Source organism: Burkholderia contaminans (assembly GCF_029633825.1).
Lineage (GTDB): Bacteria > Pseudomonadota > Gammaproteobacteria > Burkholderiales > Burkholderiaceae > Burkholderia > Burkholderia contaminans.
Genome location: NZ_CP090641.1, coordinates 610,621 through 630,578 on the forward strand (window position 1 = coordinate 610,621; position 19,958 = coordinate 630,578).

The following is a 19,958-nucleotide window of genomic DNA, read 5'->3' on the forward strand; positions in this document are numbered from 1 at the left end:
ATGCCAGTACTCGAAGGAGGGACATGCAGACTGCGCGATCCGGTCCGCCCGTGCGGACACCCGACACCCGCCGCGCCGCGGCGGCCTGCCTCGAAACGCTGCTGACGCAACGGCTCGCGCCGGGTGGCCGCGCGGTGTCGCCGCTCGGCGCGATGCGCACCGCCGCCGATTGCCTCGAGCGCGATGCCGCGACATCGGAACGCGTATGGATCGTGCGTGCCGATGCGCGGGAACCGTCTGCGGACACCGACGCACATCGCCGCATCAGCGCGTGGCCGCTGCGGTTTCTCGATGCGCGCAAGCGGTTCGAGAAACCACTGCTGTACCTGCTGCATGCGCGCGCGACCGACCGGCTGCGGCTGGCGTCGGCCGAAACCGTCGATCGCGGGATCTTCGTCAACGATGCCGAAACGGTCGCGTCATCCTGGCCGAAAGGCGTGACGCCCGACGTCCCCCACTGGCTGGCCGCGAACACCGCGTGCACGCCGTACGATCCGGCGTCGGGCCATGAGGCGATTGCGATCCTGCGCCACGCGCTGCGCGCGCTCTATGTCGCCGGCCAGCCGGGATTCTGTTACCTCGCGAGCCACGACGATCTCGTCCCCGATGCGAAACCGCTGTCGGCCACGGCGGCCCGCGACGCGTTCAGCGGCATGGTGCGGGCCGGCCGGCGCGCGGCGGCCGGCGCGGCTGCGCAGATCCGGCTGTGCGGCGCGGGCAGCACGCTCGCGGAAGTCATGAAAGCAGCCGATCTGCTGCGCGACGAATGGCGTATCGACTCGACGATCTGGAGTTGCCCGAGCTACACGCAGCTCGCCCGCGACGGTTACGCAGCCGACCGGTGGAACCTGCTGCACCCGTACGACGAACCGCGCATCGCGCATGTGCGCCGATGCATCGGTAACAGCCGCACGCCGGTGCTCGCGGTGACAGGCTATGCGCGGCACGTCGCCGCGCAGCTCGGCGCGTTCGTCCCGGCCCGCTTCGCGGCGCTCGGCGCGGACTCCGCCGGCCCGGGCGCCGGTGCCGGCACGCGCGCGCCGAATGCACACTGGATCGCCGCGGTCGCGCTTCGCCTGCTGGCCGACGATGGCTGGGTGCCGGCCGACTGGGCCGCGCGGGCGATGCGCCGTCATGCGAGCGGCTGACGTGCGGGCCGGCTACCGCTACTTCGCGTCGGCTCCGGCCTCGCGCGCGGCGGCGATCGCACGGTCGAGCGCGGCGGCCATCGCCGCCTGTTCCTTGCTGCCGAACTGATCGAGGAAGAGTTCCGCGACCGTCGACTGGTACACCTTCCACATCTTCTTGCGCAGCGTCCGCCCCTTGTCGGTGATGCTCGCAAACGCGGCGCGGCCGTCGTCCGCCGAACGGGCGCGCGTGACGAGCCCCTCCTGTTCGAGCCGGTCGATCAGCCGCGTGAGGTTGTAGCGCTCGATCGCGAGCACGTCGGCGAGTTCGTGCATGCGGCGCGTGCCGTCGGGCCCGCTTTCGAGCCCCCACAACGCGTCATACCACGCATAGGCCGGCAGGCCGGCCGCCGCGAGGCGGCGCTCGATCTCGCGAATCATCGTCCGGTGTGCGCGGACGAACGAGAACCACAGATCGGGTTCGGGTGCGCTCATGTCAGGTCGTTCCTCTCGTTGAATTGCAGTTGCAATTAAATTTTACCTCGATAACAATTGCCCCCATACGATTGCAATTGCAACCATCTGCCCGCCGATCGGCGGGCGTTCCGTCGCGCGTCGCGGCGCCACGATCGTCGCCCCGCGCAGCCTTATGCTTCTGGAGACATTGCATGACCGCACCTCTCACGCTACCCGACATCGACCCGCAGGAAACCCGCGAATGGCTCGATGCGCTCGAATCCGTGATCGCACTCGAAGGCCGTCCGCGCGCGCACTACCTGCTCGACCGGCTTTCCGACCTCGACGCGGCACGCCACGGCGACCTGCACGGCCGCGTGACGACCGCGTACGTGAACACGGTGCCGCGTGAACGGCAACCGGCCTATCCGGGCGATCTCGCGCTCGAGCGGCGCCTGAACGCGATGATCCGCTGGAACGCGATGGTGATGGTGCTGCGCGCCGGCCGGCTTTCGAACGTCGGCGGGCATATCGCGACCTACCAGTCGGCCGCGGTGTTGTATGACGTGGGCTTCGATCACTTCTTCCGCGGCCGCACCGACACGTTCGACGGCGACATGGTCTACATCCAGGGGCATTCGGCACCCGGCATCTATGGCCGCGCGTACCTGGAAGGCCGCATCACGGACGCGCAACTCGACAACTTCCGCCGCGAGGCCGGCCGCGAAGCGGGACGCGACGGGCTGTCGTCGTATCCGCATCCGCGGCTGATGCCGGATTTCTGGCAATTCCCCACCGTGTCGATGGGGCTCGGGCCGCTCACGGCCGCATATCAGGCACGCTTCATGCGCTACCTCGAATATCGCGGGCTGAAAGCGCATCAGGGCCGCAAGGTGTGGGCCTTTCTCGGCGACGGCGAAATGGACCAGCCCGAATCGCTCGCCGCGATCTCGCTCGCCGGGCGCGAACGGCTCGACAACCTGATCTTCGTCGTCAACTGCAACCTGCAGCGCCTTGACGGCCCGGTACGCGGCAACGGCAAGGTCATCCAGGAACTCGAAGGCACGTTCCGTGCGGCGGGCTGGAACGTCATCAAGGTGATCTGGGGCGCCGGCTGGGATCGCCTGCTCGAACGCGACACGACGGGCCTGCTGCGCCAGCGCATGATGGAATGCGTCGACGGCGACTACCAGACCTTCAAGTCGCAGAGCGGCGCGTACGTGCGCGAGCATTTCTTCGGCAAGTATCCCGAGTTGCTCGAACTCGTTGCGGACCTGTCCGACGACGACATCTGGAAACTGGCGCGCGGCGGCCACGACCCGGAAAAGGTGTATGCGGCCTATGCGCAGGCGATGCGCGCGGACGGACGGCCGACCGTCGTGCTCGCGAAAACGGTCAAGGGCTTCGGGATGGGCGAGGCCGGCGAAGGCCAGAACGTGAACCACCAGTTGAAGAAGATGAGCGCGGATGCCGTACGTGCGTTCCGCGACCGCTTCGTGCTGCCGGTCAGCGATGCGCAGCTCGACGAACTGCCCTACCTGAAGCCGGAACCGGGCAGCGCCGAGGCACGCTACTTCGCGGAACGCCGTGCCGCCCTCGGCGGCCACGTGCCGGCCCGCTTCAGCACCGTGGCGCCGCTGCCGGTGCCGCCGCTCGCCGCATTCGACGGGCAGCTCAAGGACAGCGGCGAGCGCGGGCTGTCGACGACGATGGCGTTCGTGCGCATCCTCGGCACGCTGCTGAAGGATCCGGCACTCGGCAAGCTCGTCGTGCCGATCGTGCCGGACGAATCGCGCACGTTCGGGATGGAGGGCCTGTTCCGCCAGATCGGCATCCACTCGCATCTCGGCCAGCTCTATACGCCGCAGGACGCCGGCCAGCTCAGCTACTACAAGGAAGCGAAGGACGGGCAGATCCTGCAGGAAGGCATCAACGAATCGGGCGCGATCGCGTCGTGGATCGCGGCCGGCACGGCGTACAGCAATCATGGATTGCCGACGATTCCGTTCTACATCTTCTACTCGATGTTCGGGCTGCAACGCGTCGGCGATCTCGCTTGGGCGGCCGGCGACGCACGTACGCGCGGCTTCCTGCTCGGCGCGACGTCGGGCCGCACGACGCTGATGGGCGAAGGGTTGCAGCACGACGACGGGCACAGCCACGTGCTGTCGTCGGTGATTCCGAACTGCGTGTCGTACGACCCGACCTATGCGTACGAGCTGGCCGTAATCGTGCGCGACGGCCTGCGGCGGATGTTCGCGGAACAGGAGGACGTCTACTACTACATCACGCTGCTCAACGAGAACTACCCGCATCCGGCGCTGCCGGACGGCGCGGAGGCCGGCATTCTCAAGGGGCTTTACCTGCTGCGCGAAGGTAGGTCACACACGGCCGATGCGCCGCATCTGCAGTTGATGGGCAGCGGCGCGATCCTGCGCGAAGTGATCGCCGCGAGCGACCTGCTCGCGCAGGACTTCGGCGTGTCGAGTGACGTGTGGAGCGCGACGAGCCTGAACGAACTGCGCCGCGACGGGCTCGCCGCGGAACGCTGGAACCTGCTGCATCCCGAGCAGGCGCCGCGCGTGCCGTATGTGCAGCAATGCCTCGACGGCCGCACGGGGCCGGTGGTGGTGGCGACCGACTACATGAAGATCGTCGGTGACCAGATCCGCGCGTTCGTCGACGGCCGGCGCTTCGTGTCGCTCGGGACCGACGGCTTCGGCCGCTCGGATACGCGCGACGCGCTGCGCACGTTCTTCGAGGTCGACCGGCACTTCATCGTGATCGCGGCGCTGAAGGCGCTCGCCGACGACGGCGCGATACCGCGCGCCAAGGTAGGCGAAGCGATCCGGCGCTACGGCATCGACATCGACAAGGTCGATCCGGCCAGCGTGTAACCAAGCGGCGTGCGGCAGGCGGGATTACTCCGGCCTGCCGCGCCGCCGCCCCGTCCGCGCTACTGTGCTGGCTGCCCCGCCTGCGCGAGCGGGCTTTGCTGCGGGCCCTGCCCCGTTCCCGACGGCCAGCCGCCCGCCAGCGCCTTGTACAACGCCACTGTCGCCGCCGCGCTGCGCATCTGCCCGTCGGCCGCCGCATCCTGCGCCTGCAGCAGCGTGCGTTGCGCGTCGAGCACTTCGTAGTAGTCGATCGCACCCGCCGAAAAACGCGCCTGCGCCAGTTGCGCGGCACGCGCGCTGTCGGTCGCGGCCTGCACGAGATGGCCCGTCTCGTCACGCGTGCGCGCAGCGCGCAGCAGCGCGTTCTCCGTTTCCTCCAGCGCCCCGAGCACGGTCTGCCGGTACTGCGCGAGCTGCCCGGCCGCTTCCGCATCGCTCGCGGCGATCCGCGCACGCACGCGGCCGACGTCGAGGAACGACCAGTCGATGCCGAGCGCGATCAGGTTCGTGTCGCTGCCCGCGCGGAAGAACCCGTAACTGCTCGTCGCGCTGCCGAGCAGCCCTGACAGCGTGAAACGCGGAAACAGGTCGGCCGTCGCGACGCCGACGCGTGCGGTCGCCGCGTGCAGCCGCGCCTCGGCGGCCGCGACGTCGGGCCGACGCCGCAGCAGGTCGCCTGGCGTGCCGGGATCGATGTCGGCGGCCAACGCCGGCAGCGGCACCGGTGTGCCCGCCGCCGCGGCAGCCTTCGGAAGATCGAAGCGGCCGATCAGCGCGTCCGGCGTCTGCCCGGTCAGCACCGCGAGCCGGTGCTCGTCGACGCCGATCGCCGCTTCATACACGGCAATCCGCGACGTCGTCGATTCGTACTGCGCGCGCGCCCGCGCCGCATCGAGGTCGGACCCTCTCCCCGCACCGACACGTGCATTGATCAGCGCGAGCGTCTGCTTCTGGTTGTCGGCATTCTCGCGCGCGATCCGCAGCCGCTCCTGCGAGCCGCGCAGATCGACGTACGTGCTCGCCACCTCGCCGGCGATCGCGACGCGCACCGCGCGCACGTCCGCCGCGCTGGCGGCCGTTTCCGCACGCTGCGACTCGATCGAACGACGCACGCGGCCGAACAGGTCGAGCTCCCACGCGGCATTGATCCCGACGCTGGACGTCGGATTATCGCGCTGGCTGCGCGGCGCACCGAACGCCTGGTCCTTGCTCATCAGCTGATGGCCCACCTGCCCGCTCGCGGTGATCGTCGGATAACGATCGAACGTGGCCTGCGACAGCAGCGCATTCGATGCGTCGTAGCGCGACACGGCGACCTGCAGGTCCTGGTTCGCCGCGAGCGCCGAGGCGATCAGATGCGTGAGCACCGGATCGCCGAAGCCGCGCCAGAATGCGGCATCGGCATCGGCCGACGCGTCGGGCGGCATATCCGGCGTCTCCGGCGTCGTACCGGACGGCGCCGCCGGATGCGCATCGCGTGCGAACCGCGCGGCCGCGGCCGTGTCGGGTCGCTTGAAATCGGGACCGACCGCGCACGCGGCGAGCGTCACCGACATCGCGAGCGCGGAAAGACGAAAAGCGGCGCTCATCGGTTTTCTCCTTCGAGGGTGCCGTGGTGTTCGCTCCACACGGCCGGCGTACCGCCCGCGAGCTTGCGGATCGCCACATAGAACACGGGCGTCAGGAACAGCCCGAACAGCGTCACGCCCAGCATCCCCGCGAACACGGTGATGCCGGTGGCCGCGCGCACTTCGCTGCCCGCGCCGCCGCCGATCAGGAGCGGCACCGAGCCCGCGATGAACGCGACCGACGTCATCACGATCGGGCGCAGCCGCAGCTTGCACGCTTCGAGCGCGGCTTCGATCACGCCCTTGCCCTGGATCTCGAGCTCGCGCGCGAACTCGACGATCAGGATCGCGTTCTTGCACGCCAGCCCCATCAGCACGACGAGGCCGACCTGCACGAACACGTTGTTGTCGCCGCCCGACAGCCACACGCCGAACAGCGCGGCGCAGATGCATACCGGCACGATCAGGATCACCGCGAGCGGCAGCGTCCAGCTCTCGTACAGCGACGCGAGCACGAGGAACACGAGCATCACCGCAAGCGGGAACACGACGATCGCCGCGTTGCTCTGCGTGACCTGCTGGTAGCTGAGGTCGGTCCATTCGAGCGTGATGCCCGGCGGCAACACGTCCTTCGCGATCTGCTGCAGCTTCCCGATCGCCTGCGACGACGACATCACCTTCGGATCGGCGTCGCCGATCAGGTTCGCGGCCGGATAGCCGTTGTAGCGAACGACCGGGTCGGGCCCGTACGCGGGCGCCACCGTCACCATCGAGCCGATCGGCACCATCTCGCCCTTCGCGTTGCGCGTGCGCAGGTTCGCGATGTCGGCGGCCGTCTGCCGGTGCCCGGCATCCGCCTGCACCATCACGCGGTACACGCGGCCGAACAGGTTGAAGTCGTTCACGTACATCGAGCCGAGATAGACCTGCAGCGTGCTGAACAGGTCGGTCAGCGCGACGCCCTGCGCCTTCGCCTTCAACCGGTCGACCTTCACCTCGAGCTGCGGGATGTTCGCCTGGTACGAGCTGACCGGGTAGCTCATCCCCGGCGTCCTGGCGACCGCGGCCTGGAACGCGGTGAGCGCGTTCTGCAACGCGCCGTAGCCGAGCCCGCCGCGATCCTCCAGGTACAGCGAGTAGCCCGAGCCGTTGCCGAGGCCCTGGATCGGCGGCGGCATCAGCGCATAGGTGATGCCGCCGCCGATGGCCGCGAAGCGCGCGTTCAGGTCCGCGTTGATCTGCGCGGCGCTGCGGTGGCGCTGGTCGAACGGCTTCAGGATCACGTACGAGTTCGTGATGTTCGGCGTGTTCACGCCCTGCAGCGCGTTCAGCCCGGCAAACGCCGGCACCATCTCGACACCGTCGGTGCCGAGCGCGATCTTCGTCATCTGCTCGGTCACCTCGCTGGTGCGCGCGAGCGACGCGCCTTCCGGCAGCTTCGCACCCGCGAACAGGTACAGCTTGTCCTGCACGGGGATGAAGCCGCCCGGCACCGCGTTGAGCAGCAGCGCGGTGGCCGCAAGCAGCACGGCATAGGCCGCGAACACCACGCCGCGCCGCTTCAGCGTGCGGCCGACGAAGCCGTGATAGCGGTCGGAACTGCGGTCGAAGAAGCGATTGAACGGACGGAACAGCCAGCCGAACGCGCGATCGAGCCCGCGTGTGAGCGCATCCTTCGGCGCGTCGTGCGGACGCAGCAGTTTCGCCGCGAGCGCGGGCGACAACGTCAGCGAGTTGATCGCGGAGATCACCGTCGAAATCGCGATCGTCACCGCGAACTGCCGGTAGAACTGGCCCGTGACGCCGGACATGAACGCCATCGGCACGAACACCGCGCACAGCACGAGCGCGATCGCGACGATCGGCCCCGACACCTCGCGCATCGCCTGATGCGCGGCATCACGCGGGCTCAGGCCCTGCGCGATGTTCCGCTCGACGTTCTCGACGACCACGATCGCATCGTCGACGACGATCCCGATCGCGAGCACGAGCCCGAACAGCGTCAATGTGTTGATCGAATAGCCGAGCAGATAGAGCCACGCGAACGTGCCGACCACCGAGACGGGCACCGCGACGAGCGGAATGATCGACGCGCGCCACGTCTGCAGGAACAGGATCACGACGAGCACGACCAGCACGACGGCCTCGATCAGCGTGTGCTGCACCGCACGGATCGATTCGCGCACGAACACCGTCGGATCCCACACGGGCCGGTACGCGACGCCGGGCGGGAAGCGCTTCGACAGCTCGTCGAACTTCGCATACACGGCCTTCGCGACCTCGAGCGCGTTCGCGCCCGGCGACAGGAAGATGCCGACCACGGCCGACGGCTTGTCGTTGAAGTACGAGCGCAGCGTGTAGTCGCCCGCGCCGAGCTCGACGCGCGCGACGTCGGACAGTTTCACTACCTGCCCGTCGTCGCCGGTGCGCAGCACGATGTCGCCGAACTCCTGCACCGTGCGCAGCCGGCCGCGCACGTTGATCGACAGCAGGAAGTCGTTTTTCTTCGGCGACGGCTCCGCGCCGAGCTGGCCGGCCGACACCTGCACGTTCTGCTCGCGCACGGCGGCGATTACGTCGCTCGCGGTCAGCCCGCGCGACGCGAGCCGGTTCGGGTCGAGCCACAGCCGCATCGCATAGTCGCCGGCCCCATACACGCCGACGTCGCCGATCCCGGTGAGCCGCGACAGCTCGTCCTTCACGTGCAGCGTCAGGTAGTTGCGCAGGTACAGCGAATCGCGGCTGTTGTCCGGCGAATAGAGGCTCACGTACATCAGCGGCGTGGGCGACTGCTTCTGCGTGGTCACGCCGTACTGGCGCACCTCGTCGGGCAGGCGCGACAGCGCCTGGCTCACGCGGTTCTGCACGCGCACGGCGGCCGTGTCGGGATCGACGCCCTGCAGGAACGTGACGACGACCTGCAGGCTGCCGTCCGAACCGGCAACCGACTTCATGTACATGATGCCTTCGACGCCGTTGATCGCTTCTTCCAGCGGTTCGGCGACCGATTCGGCGATTTCCTTCGGGTTCGCGCCCGGGTACGTCGCACGCACGACGACACTCGGCGGCACGACTTCCGGGTATTCGCCGGCGGGCAGCATCGGTATCGAGATCAGGCCGATCGCGAAGATGACGATCGACAGCACGACCGCGAAGATCGGCCGGTCGATGAAGAATCGGGAGAAATCCATTGGCTGTCTCCCGTTACTGCGCGGCCGGTGGCGCGCCGGCATCGGCGACGGCCTGCGTGCCGTTGCCCGGGCCGTTGCCCGCGCCATTGCCGGCACCGGTGTCGGCACGCGCAGGCAGCGCCTTCGGCTTCACCTGCGCGCCCGGATAGTAAATCCGCTGCATGCCGTCGACGACCACGCGGTCGCCCGCCTGGATCCCTTTCTCGATGATCCGCTCGCCCTCCACCCCGCGGCCGATCGTCACGTCGCGGCGCAGCGCCTTGTCGCCAGGCCCGATCACGTACACGTACTTGCGGTCCTGGTCGGTGAGCACGGCCTTGTCGTCGACGAGCAGCGCATCCTGGTCGCGGCCGCTGACGAGCTGCACGCGCGCATACAGCCCCGGCGTAAACGTATGGTCCGCATTCGGCAGCCGCACGCGCGCGCGGATCGTGCCGGTCTGCGGATCGAGCCGGTTGTCGAGGAAATCGACGGTGCCCGCATGCGGGAAACCCGTCTCGTTCGCGAGGCCCACGCGCACCGGATCGGCGCCGATCGCGCGATGTTTCGGATCGGCGCGCCGCGCGTTGTAGCGCAGGTAGCTCTGTTCGTCGCAGTCGAAATACACGTAGACGGGGTTCTGCGACACGACGGTCGTCAGCAGCGTGTCGTCCGCGCGCGCCAGGTTGCCGACGGTGGCGACCGCGCGGCCGACGCGGCCCGCGATCGGCGCGCGCACTTCGGTGAAGCCGAGATTGAGCTTCGCGTCGGCGACGGCCGCGTCGGCCGCCTGCAGGTCCGCACGCGCCTGCTCGGCCGTGGCGCGCGCGTTGTCGAGTTCTTCCTGCGACGTCGCATGCGCATCGATCAGCGTCTGCACGCGCTTGAGCTGCACGTTCGCGAGGCTCGCGGCCGCACGGGCCCGTTGCAGCTGCGCGTTCGCGCGATCGAGCGCGATCCGATACGGGCGCGGGTCGATCTCGAACAGCAGTGCGCCCTGCGCGACCAGGTCGCCTTCCTTGTAGGCGACGCGCTGCAGATAGCCGCTCACGCGCGGCCGCAGTTCGACCGCGTCGACCGCTTCGACGCGTCCGTTGAATTCGTCCGCGAGGCGGATCGTGCGCGGCGCGATGGTGGCGACGCCGACTTCCGGAAGGGATTGGGCCGACGATGCGCCTTTGCCGTCGTGACAGCCCGACAACGCCAGCAGGAGTGCACAGGCCGCGCCCAAAGGCGACGTCCTGCGTAGGGATAAGGAGAGCATGATGCCTCGCGACGGGTTAAACTGACGCGCAGCATAAAAGTTGAAGTTAACTTCAAGTCAAGTTTTCCCGGAGGGGCAACATGGGTATCCAGGAGACACCGCAATGGCCGCTGCTGTCGATTCGCGAAGTGGCCGCGCGCAGCGGCGTGCCGGCGTCGACACTTCGGTTCTACGAGACGCGCGGGCTGATCAAGTCGCATCGCAACGGCTCGAGCCACCGCCACTATTCGCGCGCGGTGCTGCGGCTGATCGCGTTCATCGTGTTCGCGCAGAAGATCGGCTATTCGCTCGACGAGATCGCCGAGCAGCTCGTCAGCCTGCCCGCCGACACCGCGCCGAGCAACAAGGACTGGCAACGGCTGTCGCGCGGCTGGAAGCAGCGTGTCGCGAGCCGGATCGAGGAGCTGCAGCGCCTTTACATCAACCTCGACGAATGCATCGGCTGCGGCTGCCTGTCGCTGAAGCGCTGCAAGCTGACGAACCCGGAAGACCGCGCGGGCCGCAACGGGCCCGGCGCACGGCGCTGGCTCGGCGACAAGCCGCCCACGGATATCGAATGACCGGCGGGCCGGGCGCGGCGCGCGACGATCGCCACGCGGTTCCCGTCTTCGATCGGCCGGCGCGCAGTCGCGAACCCGATGCTGCTAGATCCGCCCTCCCTAATGTTGACAATCGATGACATTGGAATTCTGGGCAGCGCAGTGCGATAGGTAAAACAAGAATTCAGTGATCCAGCGGTACGCGAAAGGCATCGCATGATCGATCTGCGCCGGTTCAGGCGGTTCATCGCGGTCGCCGACACGTTCAGCTTCCGGCGCGCGGCCGAGCGGCTGCACATGGCGCAGCCGCCGCTCAGCGCGGCGATGCGCAAGCTCGAGGACGAGCGGGCGTCGACGCGCTGCGCGACACCACGCGCCACGCGGTGCGCGAACGGGGGCTCGCGCTGGTGACGTGACCGCCCGCGCGGCGCTCAGCCGCCGAGGATGTTGAGCGCGACCGTGAGCACGGCCTGCTTGAATTCCTGCTGCCGCGTGGGCAGCGACGTGAACTCGCGAATCATGTGGCTGTACGACACGGCCGAGCCGACCGCGCTCGCGACCATGAAGAACAGCACGTCGGGATCCGCCGCGCGAATCTCGCCGGCTTCCACTGCCTCCGCCAGCAGCGGGAACATCACGTCGCGGTACGGGCGGACGAGCCGCTCCTGCAACCGGTCGAGCCGCACGCCCTCCTCGGTCGCCGCCGTCGAGAAAAACATGCCCAGGTCGGGCTCGTCGAACTCGTGCTCGACACACAGCTCGATCGCGCGCCGCACACGCTCGCGATGCGGCAGCGACGATGTGCGCAGCGCGCGCATCGCGTCGAACATCGGTTCGGCCAGCTCGACGATCTGCTCGACCACCGCCAGCCACAGCGTTTCCTTCGTCCCGAAATGGTGCGCGATCAGCGCCGCGTCGACCCCCAGTTCGCGCGCGACTTCGCGCACGCTCGTCGCGTCGTAGCCACGCTTCGCAAAGGTTCGGCGCGCCGCCCGCAATATCACGTCCGGCCCCACGGACGCCCCGGCCAGCGGCCGTCCTCGCATCCGGCGCTTGGCCGGCTCGCGCTCAGTGACTTCAGCCACGTCTTCCTGCTCTCCTTGAATGATTCGGATACCCCTGTTCCGGCCCCGCTCGAGCGGCATCGAACATCGGGTGACCTGCCCCGCTCCGTTGACACGCGAAGCCGGGAAGCGCTAGGATCATACCTTATTCATCACGTGATGATTTATACATGACAACCCCTACACGCATCGTCATCGTCGGTGGCGGCATCGCCGGCCTGCAGCTCGCCACCCGCCTGGGCGAGCGCCTCGGCCGGTCCGGGCGCGCCCAAGTGACCATCGTCGACCGCAGCCCCACCCACATCTGGAAGCCGATGCTGCATACGATCGCGGCCGGTACGCGCGACGTGCAGCAGCAACAGGTGATCTTCCTCGCCCATGCGCGTGATCACGGCTACGCGTACCAGCCCGGCGAACTGACGGGGCTCGATCGCGCGCGCCGCCGCGTACAGCTCGGCGAGATCCGCTCGCAGGACGGCGAACTCGTGCTCGAAGCACGCGAACTCGAATACGACGTGCTGATCCTCGCGCTCGGCAGCCAGGCCAACGATTTCGGCGTGCCGGGCGTGCGCGAGCACTGCTATTTCATCGACAGCCAGAAGCAGGCCGAGACCTTCAACGAAGCATTGCGGATGCGCGTATTTCGCAGCATCGCGCGCGACGAGCCGTTCCGCGTCGCGATCGTCGGCGCCGGCGCGACCGGCGTGGAACTCGCGGCGGAGCTGAGCCGCCTGCTGGAAGTAGCACAGGCGTATGGCGACGCGACGGTGCGCGAGCGGCTGCAGCTCACGCTGCTCGAGAGCGGCCCGCGCATCCTCGCCGCGTTTCCGCCGCGGATCTCCGCATCGGCGCAGCGGCGGCTCGAACAGATCGGCTTTCATGTGCTGACGTCCACTCGCGTCACATCCGCCGACGCGAACGGCTTTCACTACGGCGACGGTTCGTTTGCGGAAGCGGACCTGATGGTCTGGGCAGCCGGCGTGAAGGCGCCCGATTTCATGCAGGCGCTCGACGGGCTCGACACGAATCGCGCGAACCAGATCGTCGTCGGGCCAACGCTGCAGGCAACCGGCGACGAGCACGTGTTCGCGATCGGCGATTGCGCGAGCCTGCTGCCCGACGGGCACGAACGGCCGCTGCCGCCCACCGCGCAAGTCGCGACGCAGCAGGCCGAGCATCTTGCAAAGCACCTGCCCGCGTGGCTCGACGGCCAGCCGATTCCGCCGTTCGCATTCCACGATTTCGGCGCGCTCGTGTCGATCAGCGACTACGACGCGTTCGGCACGCTCGGGCAGTTCGGGTTCTTTCGCGGCGGCTTCATCCAGGGGCGCTTCGCGCAATTCAGCCACCTGATGCTCTACCGGCGGCACCAGCAGGCGCTGCACGGCTTCTCCAAGGCGACCCTGCTGTGGATCGCCGAACGGATCAACGGCTGCGTGCAGCCGCGCATCCGGCTCTTGTGATGCCGCGCGTGGCGGTGTTGCATAACGTTTCGAGGACAACCGACATGAACAACCGTTTAGCGCCCTGGCTCGTGACCGTCGCAGCGATCAGCAGCTTCGACATGCCGTCCGTCTCGTGGGGGGCGCCGCGGCGGCGCAGCGTCACGCGCGACCGGCTGCCGTCGTGGGACGCGACGAGCAAGCCGTCCATCAGCGTGCTCGAGCGGCCCACGGCCGACACCGTGATGATTTCCTGGCGCGACGCATGCACCGGGCATTACGGTTATCAGAAGTGGCGGCTGTTCACCACGCGCAAGCGCGGCGTGTGTGCGCTGTCGGGCCAGCCGATCGAGATCGGCGACAGCGTCTATGCGCCGCAATTGCTCGGCTCGACGCCGGGCAACGCCGCCGCGATGGTGCTGGCCGCGTGCCTCGACGCGGCCCGCTCCGCCGAGGCGGCCTGAAGGCCCGGGATTCGACCCGGGGCCCTGCTTCAGGCAGAGGTGACGCGATCCGTATCGCGAACCGCCTCGTTCATGCGCGCTTCGGCTTCCGCATCCAGCCGCGCCGCATTCGCTTCGGCTTCTGCTTCCGGCATCAGCTCGCCTTCCCATTTCGCGACCACCGCGCTGGCGATCGAGTTGCCCACCGCGTTCGTGGCCGAACGGCCCATGTCGAGGAACGTATCGACGCCGAGAATCAGCAACAGCCCGGCTTCCGGGATGTTGAACTGGTGCAGCGTCGCGGCGATCACGACGAGCGACGCGCGCGGCACGCCGGCCATGCCTTTCGACGTCAGCATCAGGATCAGCAGCATCGTGACCTGCGTGCCGAGCGACAGGTGAATGCCGTAGGCCTGCGCGATGAACAGCGACGCGAACGTGCAGTACATCATCGAGCCGTCGAGGTTGAACGAATAGCCCATCGGCATCACGAAGCTCGAGATCTTGCGGCGCACGCCGAAACGGTCGAGCGCATCGAGGATCTTCGGATACGCGGCTTCCGAGCTCGCGGTCGCGAACGACAGCATGAACGCTTCCTTGATCAGCACCAGCAGCCTGAACACGCGGCGGCCGAGGAACAGCAGGCCGGCCGCGACGAGCGTGCCCCACAGCAGGAACAGGCTCAGGTAGAAGTCGCCCATGAACACCGCGAACTTCAGCAGGATCGACAGCCCGTTGATCGCGACGGTCGACGCCATCGCCGCCAGCACCGCGAGCGGCGCGAGCTTCATCACGTAGCCGGTGATCTTCAGCATCACGTGCGCGAGCTGGTCGATCGCCGCGACGAGAATCTTGCCGCGTTCGCCGAGCGACGCGAGCGCCACGCCGAAGAACATCGAGAACACGACGATCTGCAGGATCTCGTTGTTCGCCATCGCTTCCGCGATCGACTTCGGCACCATGTGGCCGACGAAATCCTTCAGCGTGAACTTGGACGTCGCCAGATGCGCGGACGCGCCGATATCCGGCAGCGGCAGCCCGAGGTTATCGCCCGGACGCAGCAGGTTCGCCATCAGCAGGCCGAGCAGCAGCGAGATCAGCGACGCGGTGACGAACCAGCCGAGCGCCTTCACGAACACGCGCCCCACCGACGACGCGTCGCCCATGTGCGCGATGCCGACGACCAGCGTCGAGAACACCAGCGGGCCGATCACCATCTTGATCAGCCGCAGGAACACGTCGGACACCAGCGAGATGTAGCCGGCGATCTCCGCCGCCGACTGTTTGTCCGGCAGTTGCGTATAGATCATGTAGCCGATCAGGATGCCGGCCGCCATTGCGAGCAGGATCCAGCCTGCCGCGGACATTCGTTTGTTCATATCGGAATTCGACGCACGGGAAGAAGTTGACGGATGAAAGGCGCGCGTCCCATGCCGTGCCAGGGTGCGCGCGTGGCGAGCCGGTCGTGCCCGGTGTATCGGGCACGAGCGCCGGCGCCGGTCGGGCTCGCGGATCTCCGCGAACCGACGTGCCGCCGCCGCAATGGCATTCGCGCGAGAGCGAACGCCGTTGCGGGGCAGCGATTCAGCATGAAGCGATCAGGTCAGGTCAGTAACCGATTGCGGAGCCGGCCGGACGGCGCGGGTCGTTGTAGCCGTAGATGAAGCCGACCCGCACGTTCCCGGATACCGACGAATCGTTCCCGGAGCTCTGGCGGCTCGCCGCTTCGGTGCCCGGCAGGCCGACCATGATCAGTTCGGCGGCACCCCACGGTGTCTGCTCGACCATCTTGTAGCCCATGTTGCGCAGGATCGCGAGCGTGTCGGGCGACAGGCCGTAGGTTTCGTAATAGACCTCGTCGGGCAGCCACTGGTGGTGGATGCGCGGCGCGGTGACCGCGTCCTGCGGCGTCATCCCGTAGTCGATCACGTTCAGCACCGTCTGCAGCGTGATCGTGATGATGCGCGAGCCGCCCGGCGAACCGACCACCATGAACACCTTGCCGTCCTTCTTCACGATGGTCGGCGCCATCGACGACAACGGACGCTTGCCCGGCGCGATCGAGTTGCGCGTGCCCTGCACGAGGCCGAACAGGTTCTGCGCGCCGACCTTCACGGTGAAGTCGTCCATCTCGTCGTTCAGGAAGAAGCCCGTGCCCGGCGCGATGACCACGGCGCCGAAGCGGCCGTTGACCGTGTAGGTCGTCGACACCGCGTTGCCGTCCTTGTCGATGATCGAGTAGTGGGTCGTCTCCGGCTTCTCGTGCACGCCGACGCCCGGCTGCACGTCGACCGACGGCGTCGCCGTATCCGAATGGATGCTCTTGCGGATCTGCGCCGCGTATTCCTTGCTCGTCAGCTTCGCGACCGGGTTGTCGATGAAGTTCGGGTCGCCGAGCAGCGTGTTGCGATCTTCATACGCGTGGCGCGTCGCTTCGGTCATGTAGTGCACCGCCGCGGCCGAATGGTAGCCGAGCTTGCGCATGTCATACCCTTCGAGGATGTTCAGCGTCTCGCACATCGTCACGCCGCCCGAGCTCGGCGGCGGGGCCGACACGAGCTCGTAGCCGCGATACGTGCACGTCAGCGGCGCCATGTCCTGCGCGCGGTATGACGCGAAATCGGCCGCCGTGATCAGGCCGCCGCCCTTTTTGGCCGCCGCCTCGACGATCTTCGGGATCTCGCCGTGATAGAACGCGTCGGGCCCCTGCTCCGCGATGCGCTCGAGCGTGCGAGCCAGATCCTTCTGCACCAGGCGGTCGCCCGGCTGCAGCGGCGTGCCGTCCGGCCGCAGGAAGATGCGGGCCGCATCCGGGTCCTTCCTGAAGCGGTCGATCGTCGTGTCGAGGATGTCCGTATCGCCGCGCGTCAGCACGAAGCCGTCGCGCGCGAGCCGGATCGCCGGCTCCATCACCTGCTTGCGCGTCAGCTTGCCGTACTTGCGCTGCGCGAGATCGAGGCCGGCAACCGTGCCCGGCACGCCGACCGCGCGATAGCCGTACAGGCTGTCGTCGGGAATGACGTTGCCCTTCGCATCGAGATACATGTTCGCGGACGCCGCAGCCGGCGCGGTTTCGCGGAAATTGATGAAGCGGTCGCGGCCGTCGGCCAGGTGCACGGTCATGAAACCGCCGCCGCCGATGTTGCCGCAGCACGGATTGGTCACCGCTTGCGCGTAACCGACCGCCACCGCGGCGTCTACCGCGTTGCCGCCTGCCTTCAGGATGTCGACGCCGATTTGCGACGCGAAATGCTGCGACGAAACGACCATGCCGTTCTTCGCTTCGATCGCGGGGTCCGATGCCGCGAACGCGCACACGCTCATGGCCGACAACAGGGTGAGTACTACGAGCCGCCTCATGACGGGATCCTCCAGACAAATGAAACCGTGGCATGCCGGAACGCGACGCCGCATCGGGGTGTGCCGAAGCGTCAATCGACGCTTGTAATAAACAATACATTCCAGCGAGGCCGCGATCATAGCACTCGCTTTTTTGTGCCAAAACCTAGGGTTATCACTGAACATGGAACGAATATCCGCCGAATTGCTCATTTATAAATGTTTGTTTTATTACAATGAGGAGTGATCCGGTCCACCGAGCGATGCGTCCCTCTAATTTCGGAGCGTGCACGGCCTGCCTGACCTCGATCGGCTAACATGCGTGGAGTCGCCGGCAGACACCCGTCTGCCGTTTGTCATTCAGATACGAGAGTTGGAGTGCCCGATGGGGACGAGCATCAGGGCGTTGCTGTTATCCCAGATGGATAGCTTCACGCCGTCGGAACAGAAGGTCGCGCAGGCGTTGCTGGACCGCTACCCGAGCCTCGGGCTCGGGCCGATTGCGAGCTTTGCCAAACAGGCGGAAGTGAGCGATCCGACCGTGTTTCGCTTTGTCGTCCGGATCGGCTTTCCGAATTACTCGTCGTTCCAGCAAGCGCTGTACGGCGAGATCGACACGGCGATGAACTCGCCGCTCGCGCGGATGGATGCGTTCCATTCGTCTGCGGGCATGCGCGACAGTCATTCGGCAATTTTCCAGCGGCTGTCCGAGTCGCTGGCGACCACGATCGAAGGGCTCGATGCGACGGCATTCGACGCTGCGGTCGCGCTGCTGGCGAATCCGGATGTGCGTGTCTTCTGCGGTGGCGGGCGCTACACGGCGCCGCTCGCGTCGCTGTTTTCGTTCACCCTCGCCTATGCGCGGCCCCATGTTCAGTATGTCGAACCGAACGTGAACCTCGCGTCGGTCGCGCTGGCGGACATGGGGCCCGGCGACGTGCTCGTCATTTTCGATTTCCGTCGCTATCAACGGGACAGCATCCGGTTCGCGCAGGCCGCTCACCAACTCGGCACACGCGTGCTGCTGATCACGGACGAATGGCACTCGCCGATCGGCGAATTTGCCGAGATCGTGCTGCGGATCCGGGGGCAGCCGTTCGCGATGCTTCAGACGAACGTGCCGGCGCTCGCGCTCGCCGAAGCGCTCGTGATCGGTGTGACGAATCAACTGCCGGAGATGGCGCGGCAGCGGATGGAGAAGATCGAACATCTCAACACCGGCGGCATCGGGCAGGACACCAACCAGCGCGATTTGCCCGAATGACGATGGCTCGCCATTCGGGCGACGGCTTCAGCTCTCGACATCCTCGAGACTGAACACCTCGGTCTTGTCGTTGTACGAGAACACTTCCCCGTAACGCCCCCAGTCGATCACCGCATCGAGCGTCTCCTCAGCCGCTTCGTCCGACAGGAAATCCTCCAGCTCCTGCTCGAAGCGCACGCGCGGCGCACGATGGCCCGGACGCTCGTTCAGCACCTTCCGAATACGCGCAGCAAGCGGCACGTGCTTCAGCAAATGTTCCGCGAACATCAGCTTGCGCTCCTGCGTGCCGAATTCCGCGAACACGCGCGCAGGCGGCGTCAGGAACACGTCCCCTTCCCGCACGTCCGCGAAACCGAGGTACTGCAGCACTTCGGCGATCGGGAACAGTTCGTCGACTTCCAGATGCAGCGTGCGCGCGATTTCCGGCATGTCCGCGCGGCCGTGGTACGGCGCCATCGCGAGCGTCTCGATCAGGCCGGCCATCAGGTTGGTCGACACGCGCGGCATCCAGCTGCCGAGCTCCAGCCCCTTCTTCGTCGCCTCGTTGGTCTGACGCGCGGTCATCTTCGCGTAGATGTCGTCGACGAGCTTGCGGAAATCGGTGTCGAGCCGGTTGCGCGGATGCTTGAACGGCACCTTGATCTCGGCGATCACGCGGCCCGGGTTCGACGACAGCACGAGGATCCGGTCGCACATGAACACGGCTTCCTCGATGTTGTGCGTGACGATCAGCACCGACTTGATCGGCATCCGGCCTTGCGTCCACAGGTCGAGCAAGTCGGTACGCAGCGTCTCGGCCGTCAGCACGTCGAGCGCGGAGAACGGCTCGTCCATCAGCAGGATCGTCGGGTCGACGACGAGCGCACGTGCAAAGCCGACGCGCTGGCGCATGCCGCCCGACAGCTCGCGCGGGTACGCGTTCTCGAAGCCGTCGAGACCGATCAGGTCGATCGCGGCCAGCGCGCGCTCGCGCCGCTCGCGTGCGCCGACGCCGAGCGCTTCGAGGCCCGCTTCCACGTTCTGCAGCACGGTGAGCCACGGGAACAGCGCGAAGGTCTGGAACACCATCGCGACGCCTTCGGCCGGGCCGGTCAACGGCTTGCCGAGATAAGTCACTTCCCCGCCGGTCGGCTCGATCAGCCCGGCGATGATGCGCAGCAGCGTCGACTTGCCCGAGCCGGAACGGCCGAGCAGCCCGACGATCTCGCCTTCGCGCAGCGACAGGTTCGCATCGTCGAGCACGAGCAATTCGCCCTGCGACTTGTTGAAGCCGCGGTTCACGTGCTCGACGCGCAGGATTTCATCGCCCAGGCGCGGCGGCTGCAGCGGCTGGGACGGCTTGGCGGGGGCGTTGATAACGGTCGAATTTTGCATCGCGCTTACTC

14 protein-coding genes and 1 pseudogene are annotated in these 19,958 nt (G+C 67.3%); 7 read left to right on the top strand and 8 right to left on the bottom strand.

Going from position 1 to position 19,958, the window contains the following annotated elements; translation table 11 throughout:
* The first annotated feature begins 23 nt into the window (after positions 1 to 23).
* Entirely contained in the window at positions 24 to 1,148 is a 1,125-nt protein-coding gene (locus tag LXE91_RS20460) for a transketolase-like TK C-terminal-containing protein (protein WP_039343975.1), read from the top strand.
* 18 nt (positions 1,149 to 1,166) lie between these two features.
* On the opposite strand, the gene LXE91_RS20465 is transcribed toward LXE91_RS20460, so the two are convergent.
* Complete coding sequence (locus LXE91_RS20465; RefSeq protein WP_039343974.1) at positions 1,167 to 1,622, bottom strand: MarR family winged helix-turn-helix transcriptional regulator; 456 nt, start codon at positions 1,620 to 1,622, stop codon at positions 1,167 to 1,169.
* 173 nt (positions 1,623 to 1,795) lie between these two features.
* On the opposite strand from LXE91_RS20465, the gene aceE reads away from it, so the two are divergent.
* The gene (aceE, locus tag LXE91_RS20470; protein WP_039343972.1) at positions 1,796 to 4,480 is read left to right on the top strand and encodes a pyruvate dehydrogenase (acetyl-transferring), homodimeric type; all 2,685 of its coding nucleotides are present in this window, start codon (positions 1,796 to 1,798) and stop codon (positions 4,478 to 4,480) included.
* 59 nt (positions 4,481 to 4,539) lie between these two features.
* Here the strand turns inward: aceE and LXE91_RS20475 are convergent, their stop codons facing one another.
* The 3 genes from LXE91_RS20475 to LXE91_RS20485 are packed head-to-tail and all read right to left on the bottom strand — an operon-like array spanning position 4,540 to position 10,482.
* The gene (locus LXE91_RS20475) at positions 4,540 to 6,069 is read right to left on the bottom strand and encodes an efflux transporter outer membrane subunit (protein WP_039343970.1); all 1,530 of its coding nucleotides are present in this window, start codon (positions 6,067 to 6,069) and stop codon (positions 4,540 to 4,542) included.
* On the bottom strand, positions 6,066 to 9,239 hold the full coding sequence (locus LXE91_RS20480) for an efflux RND transporter permease subunit (RefSeq protein ID WP_039343968.1): 3,174 nt from the start codon (positions 9,237 to 9,239) through the stop codon (positions 6,066 to 6,068). The genes LXE91_RS20475 and LXE91_RS20480 overlap by 4 nt, the downstream gene beginning before the upstream one ends.
* Before the next feature lie 13 nt (positions 9,240 to 9,252).
* Positions 9,253 to 10,482, bottom strand: a complete 1,230-nt coding sequence (locus tag LXE91_RS20485) for an efflux RND transporter periplasmic adaptor subunit (RefSeq protein WP_039343966.1) — start codon at positions 10,480 to 10,482, stop codon at positions 9,253 to 9,255.
* An 80-nt stretch (positions 10,483 to 10,562) separates the two neighbouring features.
* Here LXE91_RS20485 and soxR point away from each other — a divergent pair, with 80 nt between their 5' ends.
* Positions 10,563 to 11,042 carry a redox-sensitive transcriptional activator SoxR gene (gene soxR / locus LXE91_RS20490; RefSeq protein WP_039343964.1) on the top strand — a complete coding sequence of 160 codons (480 nt, stop codon included), beginning with the start codon at positions 10,563 to 10,565 and terminating at the stop codon, positions 11,040 to 11,042.
* 195 nt (positions 11,043 to 11,237) lie between these two features.
* Positions 11,238 to 11,366 (top strand): annotated as a pseudogene (locus LXE91_RS20495) (helix-turn-helix domain-containing protein); the annotation flags it as partial.
* An 86-nt stretch (positions 11,367 to 11,452) separates the two neighbouring features.
* Here LXE91_RS20495 and LXE91_RS20500 read toward each other — a convergent pair.
* A complete protein-coding gene (locus LXE91_RS20500) occupies positions 11,453 to 12,106 on the bottom strand; it encodes a TetR/AcrR family transcriptional regulator (RefSeq protein ID WP_039343957.1) in 654 nt (217 codons plus the stop codon).
* Positions 12,107 to 12,255: 149 nt separating this feature from the next.
* Here LXE91_RS20500 and LXE91_RS20505 point away from each other — a divergent pair, with 149 nt between their 5' ends.
* Positions 12,256 to 13,548 carry an NAD(P)/FAD-dependent oxidoreductase gene (locus tag LXE91_RS20505; RefSeq protein ID WP_039343955.1) on the top strand — a complete coding sequence of 431 codons (1,293 nt, stop codon included), beginning with the start codon at positions 12,256 to 12,258 and terminating at the stop codon, positions 13,546 to 13,548.
* A gap of 44 nt (positions 13,549 to 13,592) precedes the next feature.
* A complete protein-coding gene (locus LXE91_RS20510; RefSeq protein WP_039343953.1) occupies positions 13,593 to 13,991 on the top strand; it encodes a DUF3331 domain-containing protein in 399 nt (132 codons plus the stop codon).
* A 29-nt stretch (positions 13,992 to 14,020) separates the two neighbouring features.
* Here the strand turns inward: LXE91_RS20510 and LXE91_RS20515 are convergent, their stop codons facing one another.
* Positions 14,021 to 15,349 (bottom strand): dicarboxylate/amino acid:cation symporter, encoded by a 1,329-nt coding sequence (locus LXE91_RS20515; RefSeq protein WP_046196555.1) that lies wholly within the window; start codon positions 15,347 to 15,349, stop codon positions 14,021 to 14,023.
* Between the two features lie 229 nt (positions 15,350 to 15,578).
* Positions 15,579 to 17,330, bottom strand: coding sequence for a gamma-glutamyltransferase (gene ggt / locus LXE91_RS20520; protein WP_039343951.1), 1,752 nt, complete (start codon positions 17,328 to 17,330; stop codon positions 15,579 to 15,581).
* Positions 17,331 to 17,694: 364 nt separating this feature from the next.
* Here ggt and LXE91_RS20525 point away from each other — a divergent pair, with 364 nt between their 5' ends.
* The gene (locus LXE91_RS20525) at positions 17,695 to 18,573 is read left to right on the top strand and encodes a MurR/RpiR family transcriptional regulator (RefSeq protein ID WP_039343949.1); all 879 of its coding nucleotides are present in this window, start codon (positions 17,695 to 17,697) and stop codon (positions 18,571 to 18,573) included.
* A gap of 27 nt (positions 18,574 to 18,600) precedes the next feature.
* Here LXE91_RS20525 and LXE91_RS20530 read toward each other — a convergent pair whose 3' ends face one another.
* Positions 18,601 to 19,947: an ABC transporter ATP-binding protein gene (locus LXE91_RS20530; RefSeq protein ID WP_039343947.1), complete on the bottom strand. Its 1,347-nt coding sequence runs from the start codon at positions 19,945 to 19,947 to the stop codon at positions 18,601 to 18,603.
* Positions 19,948 to 19,958 lie beyond the last annotated feature (11 nt).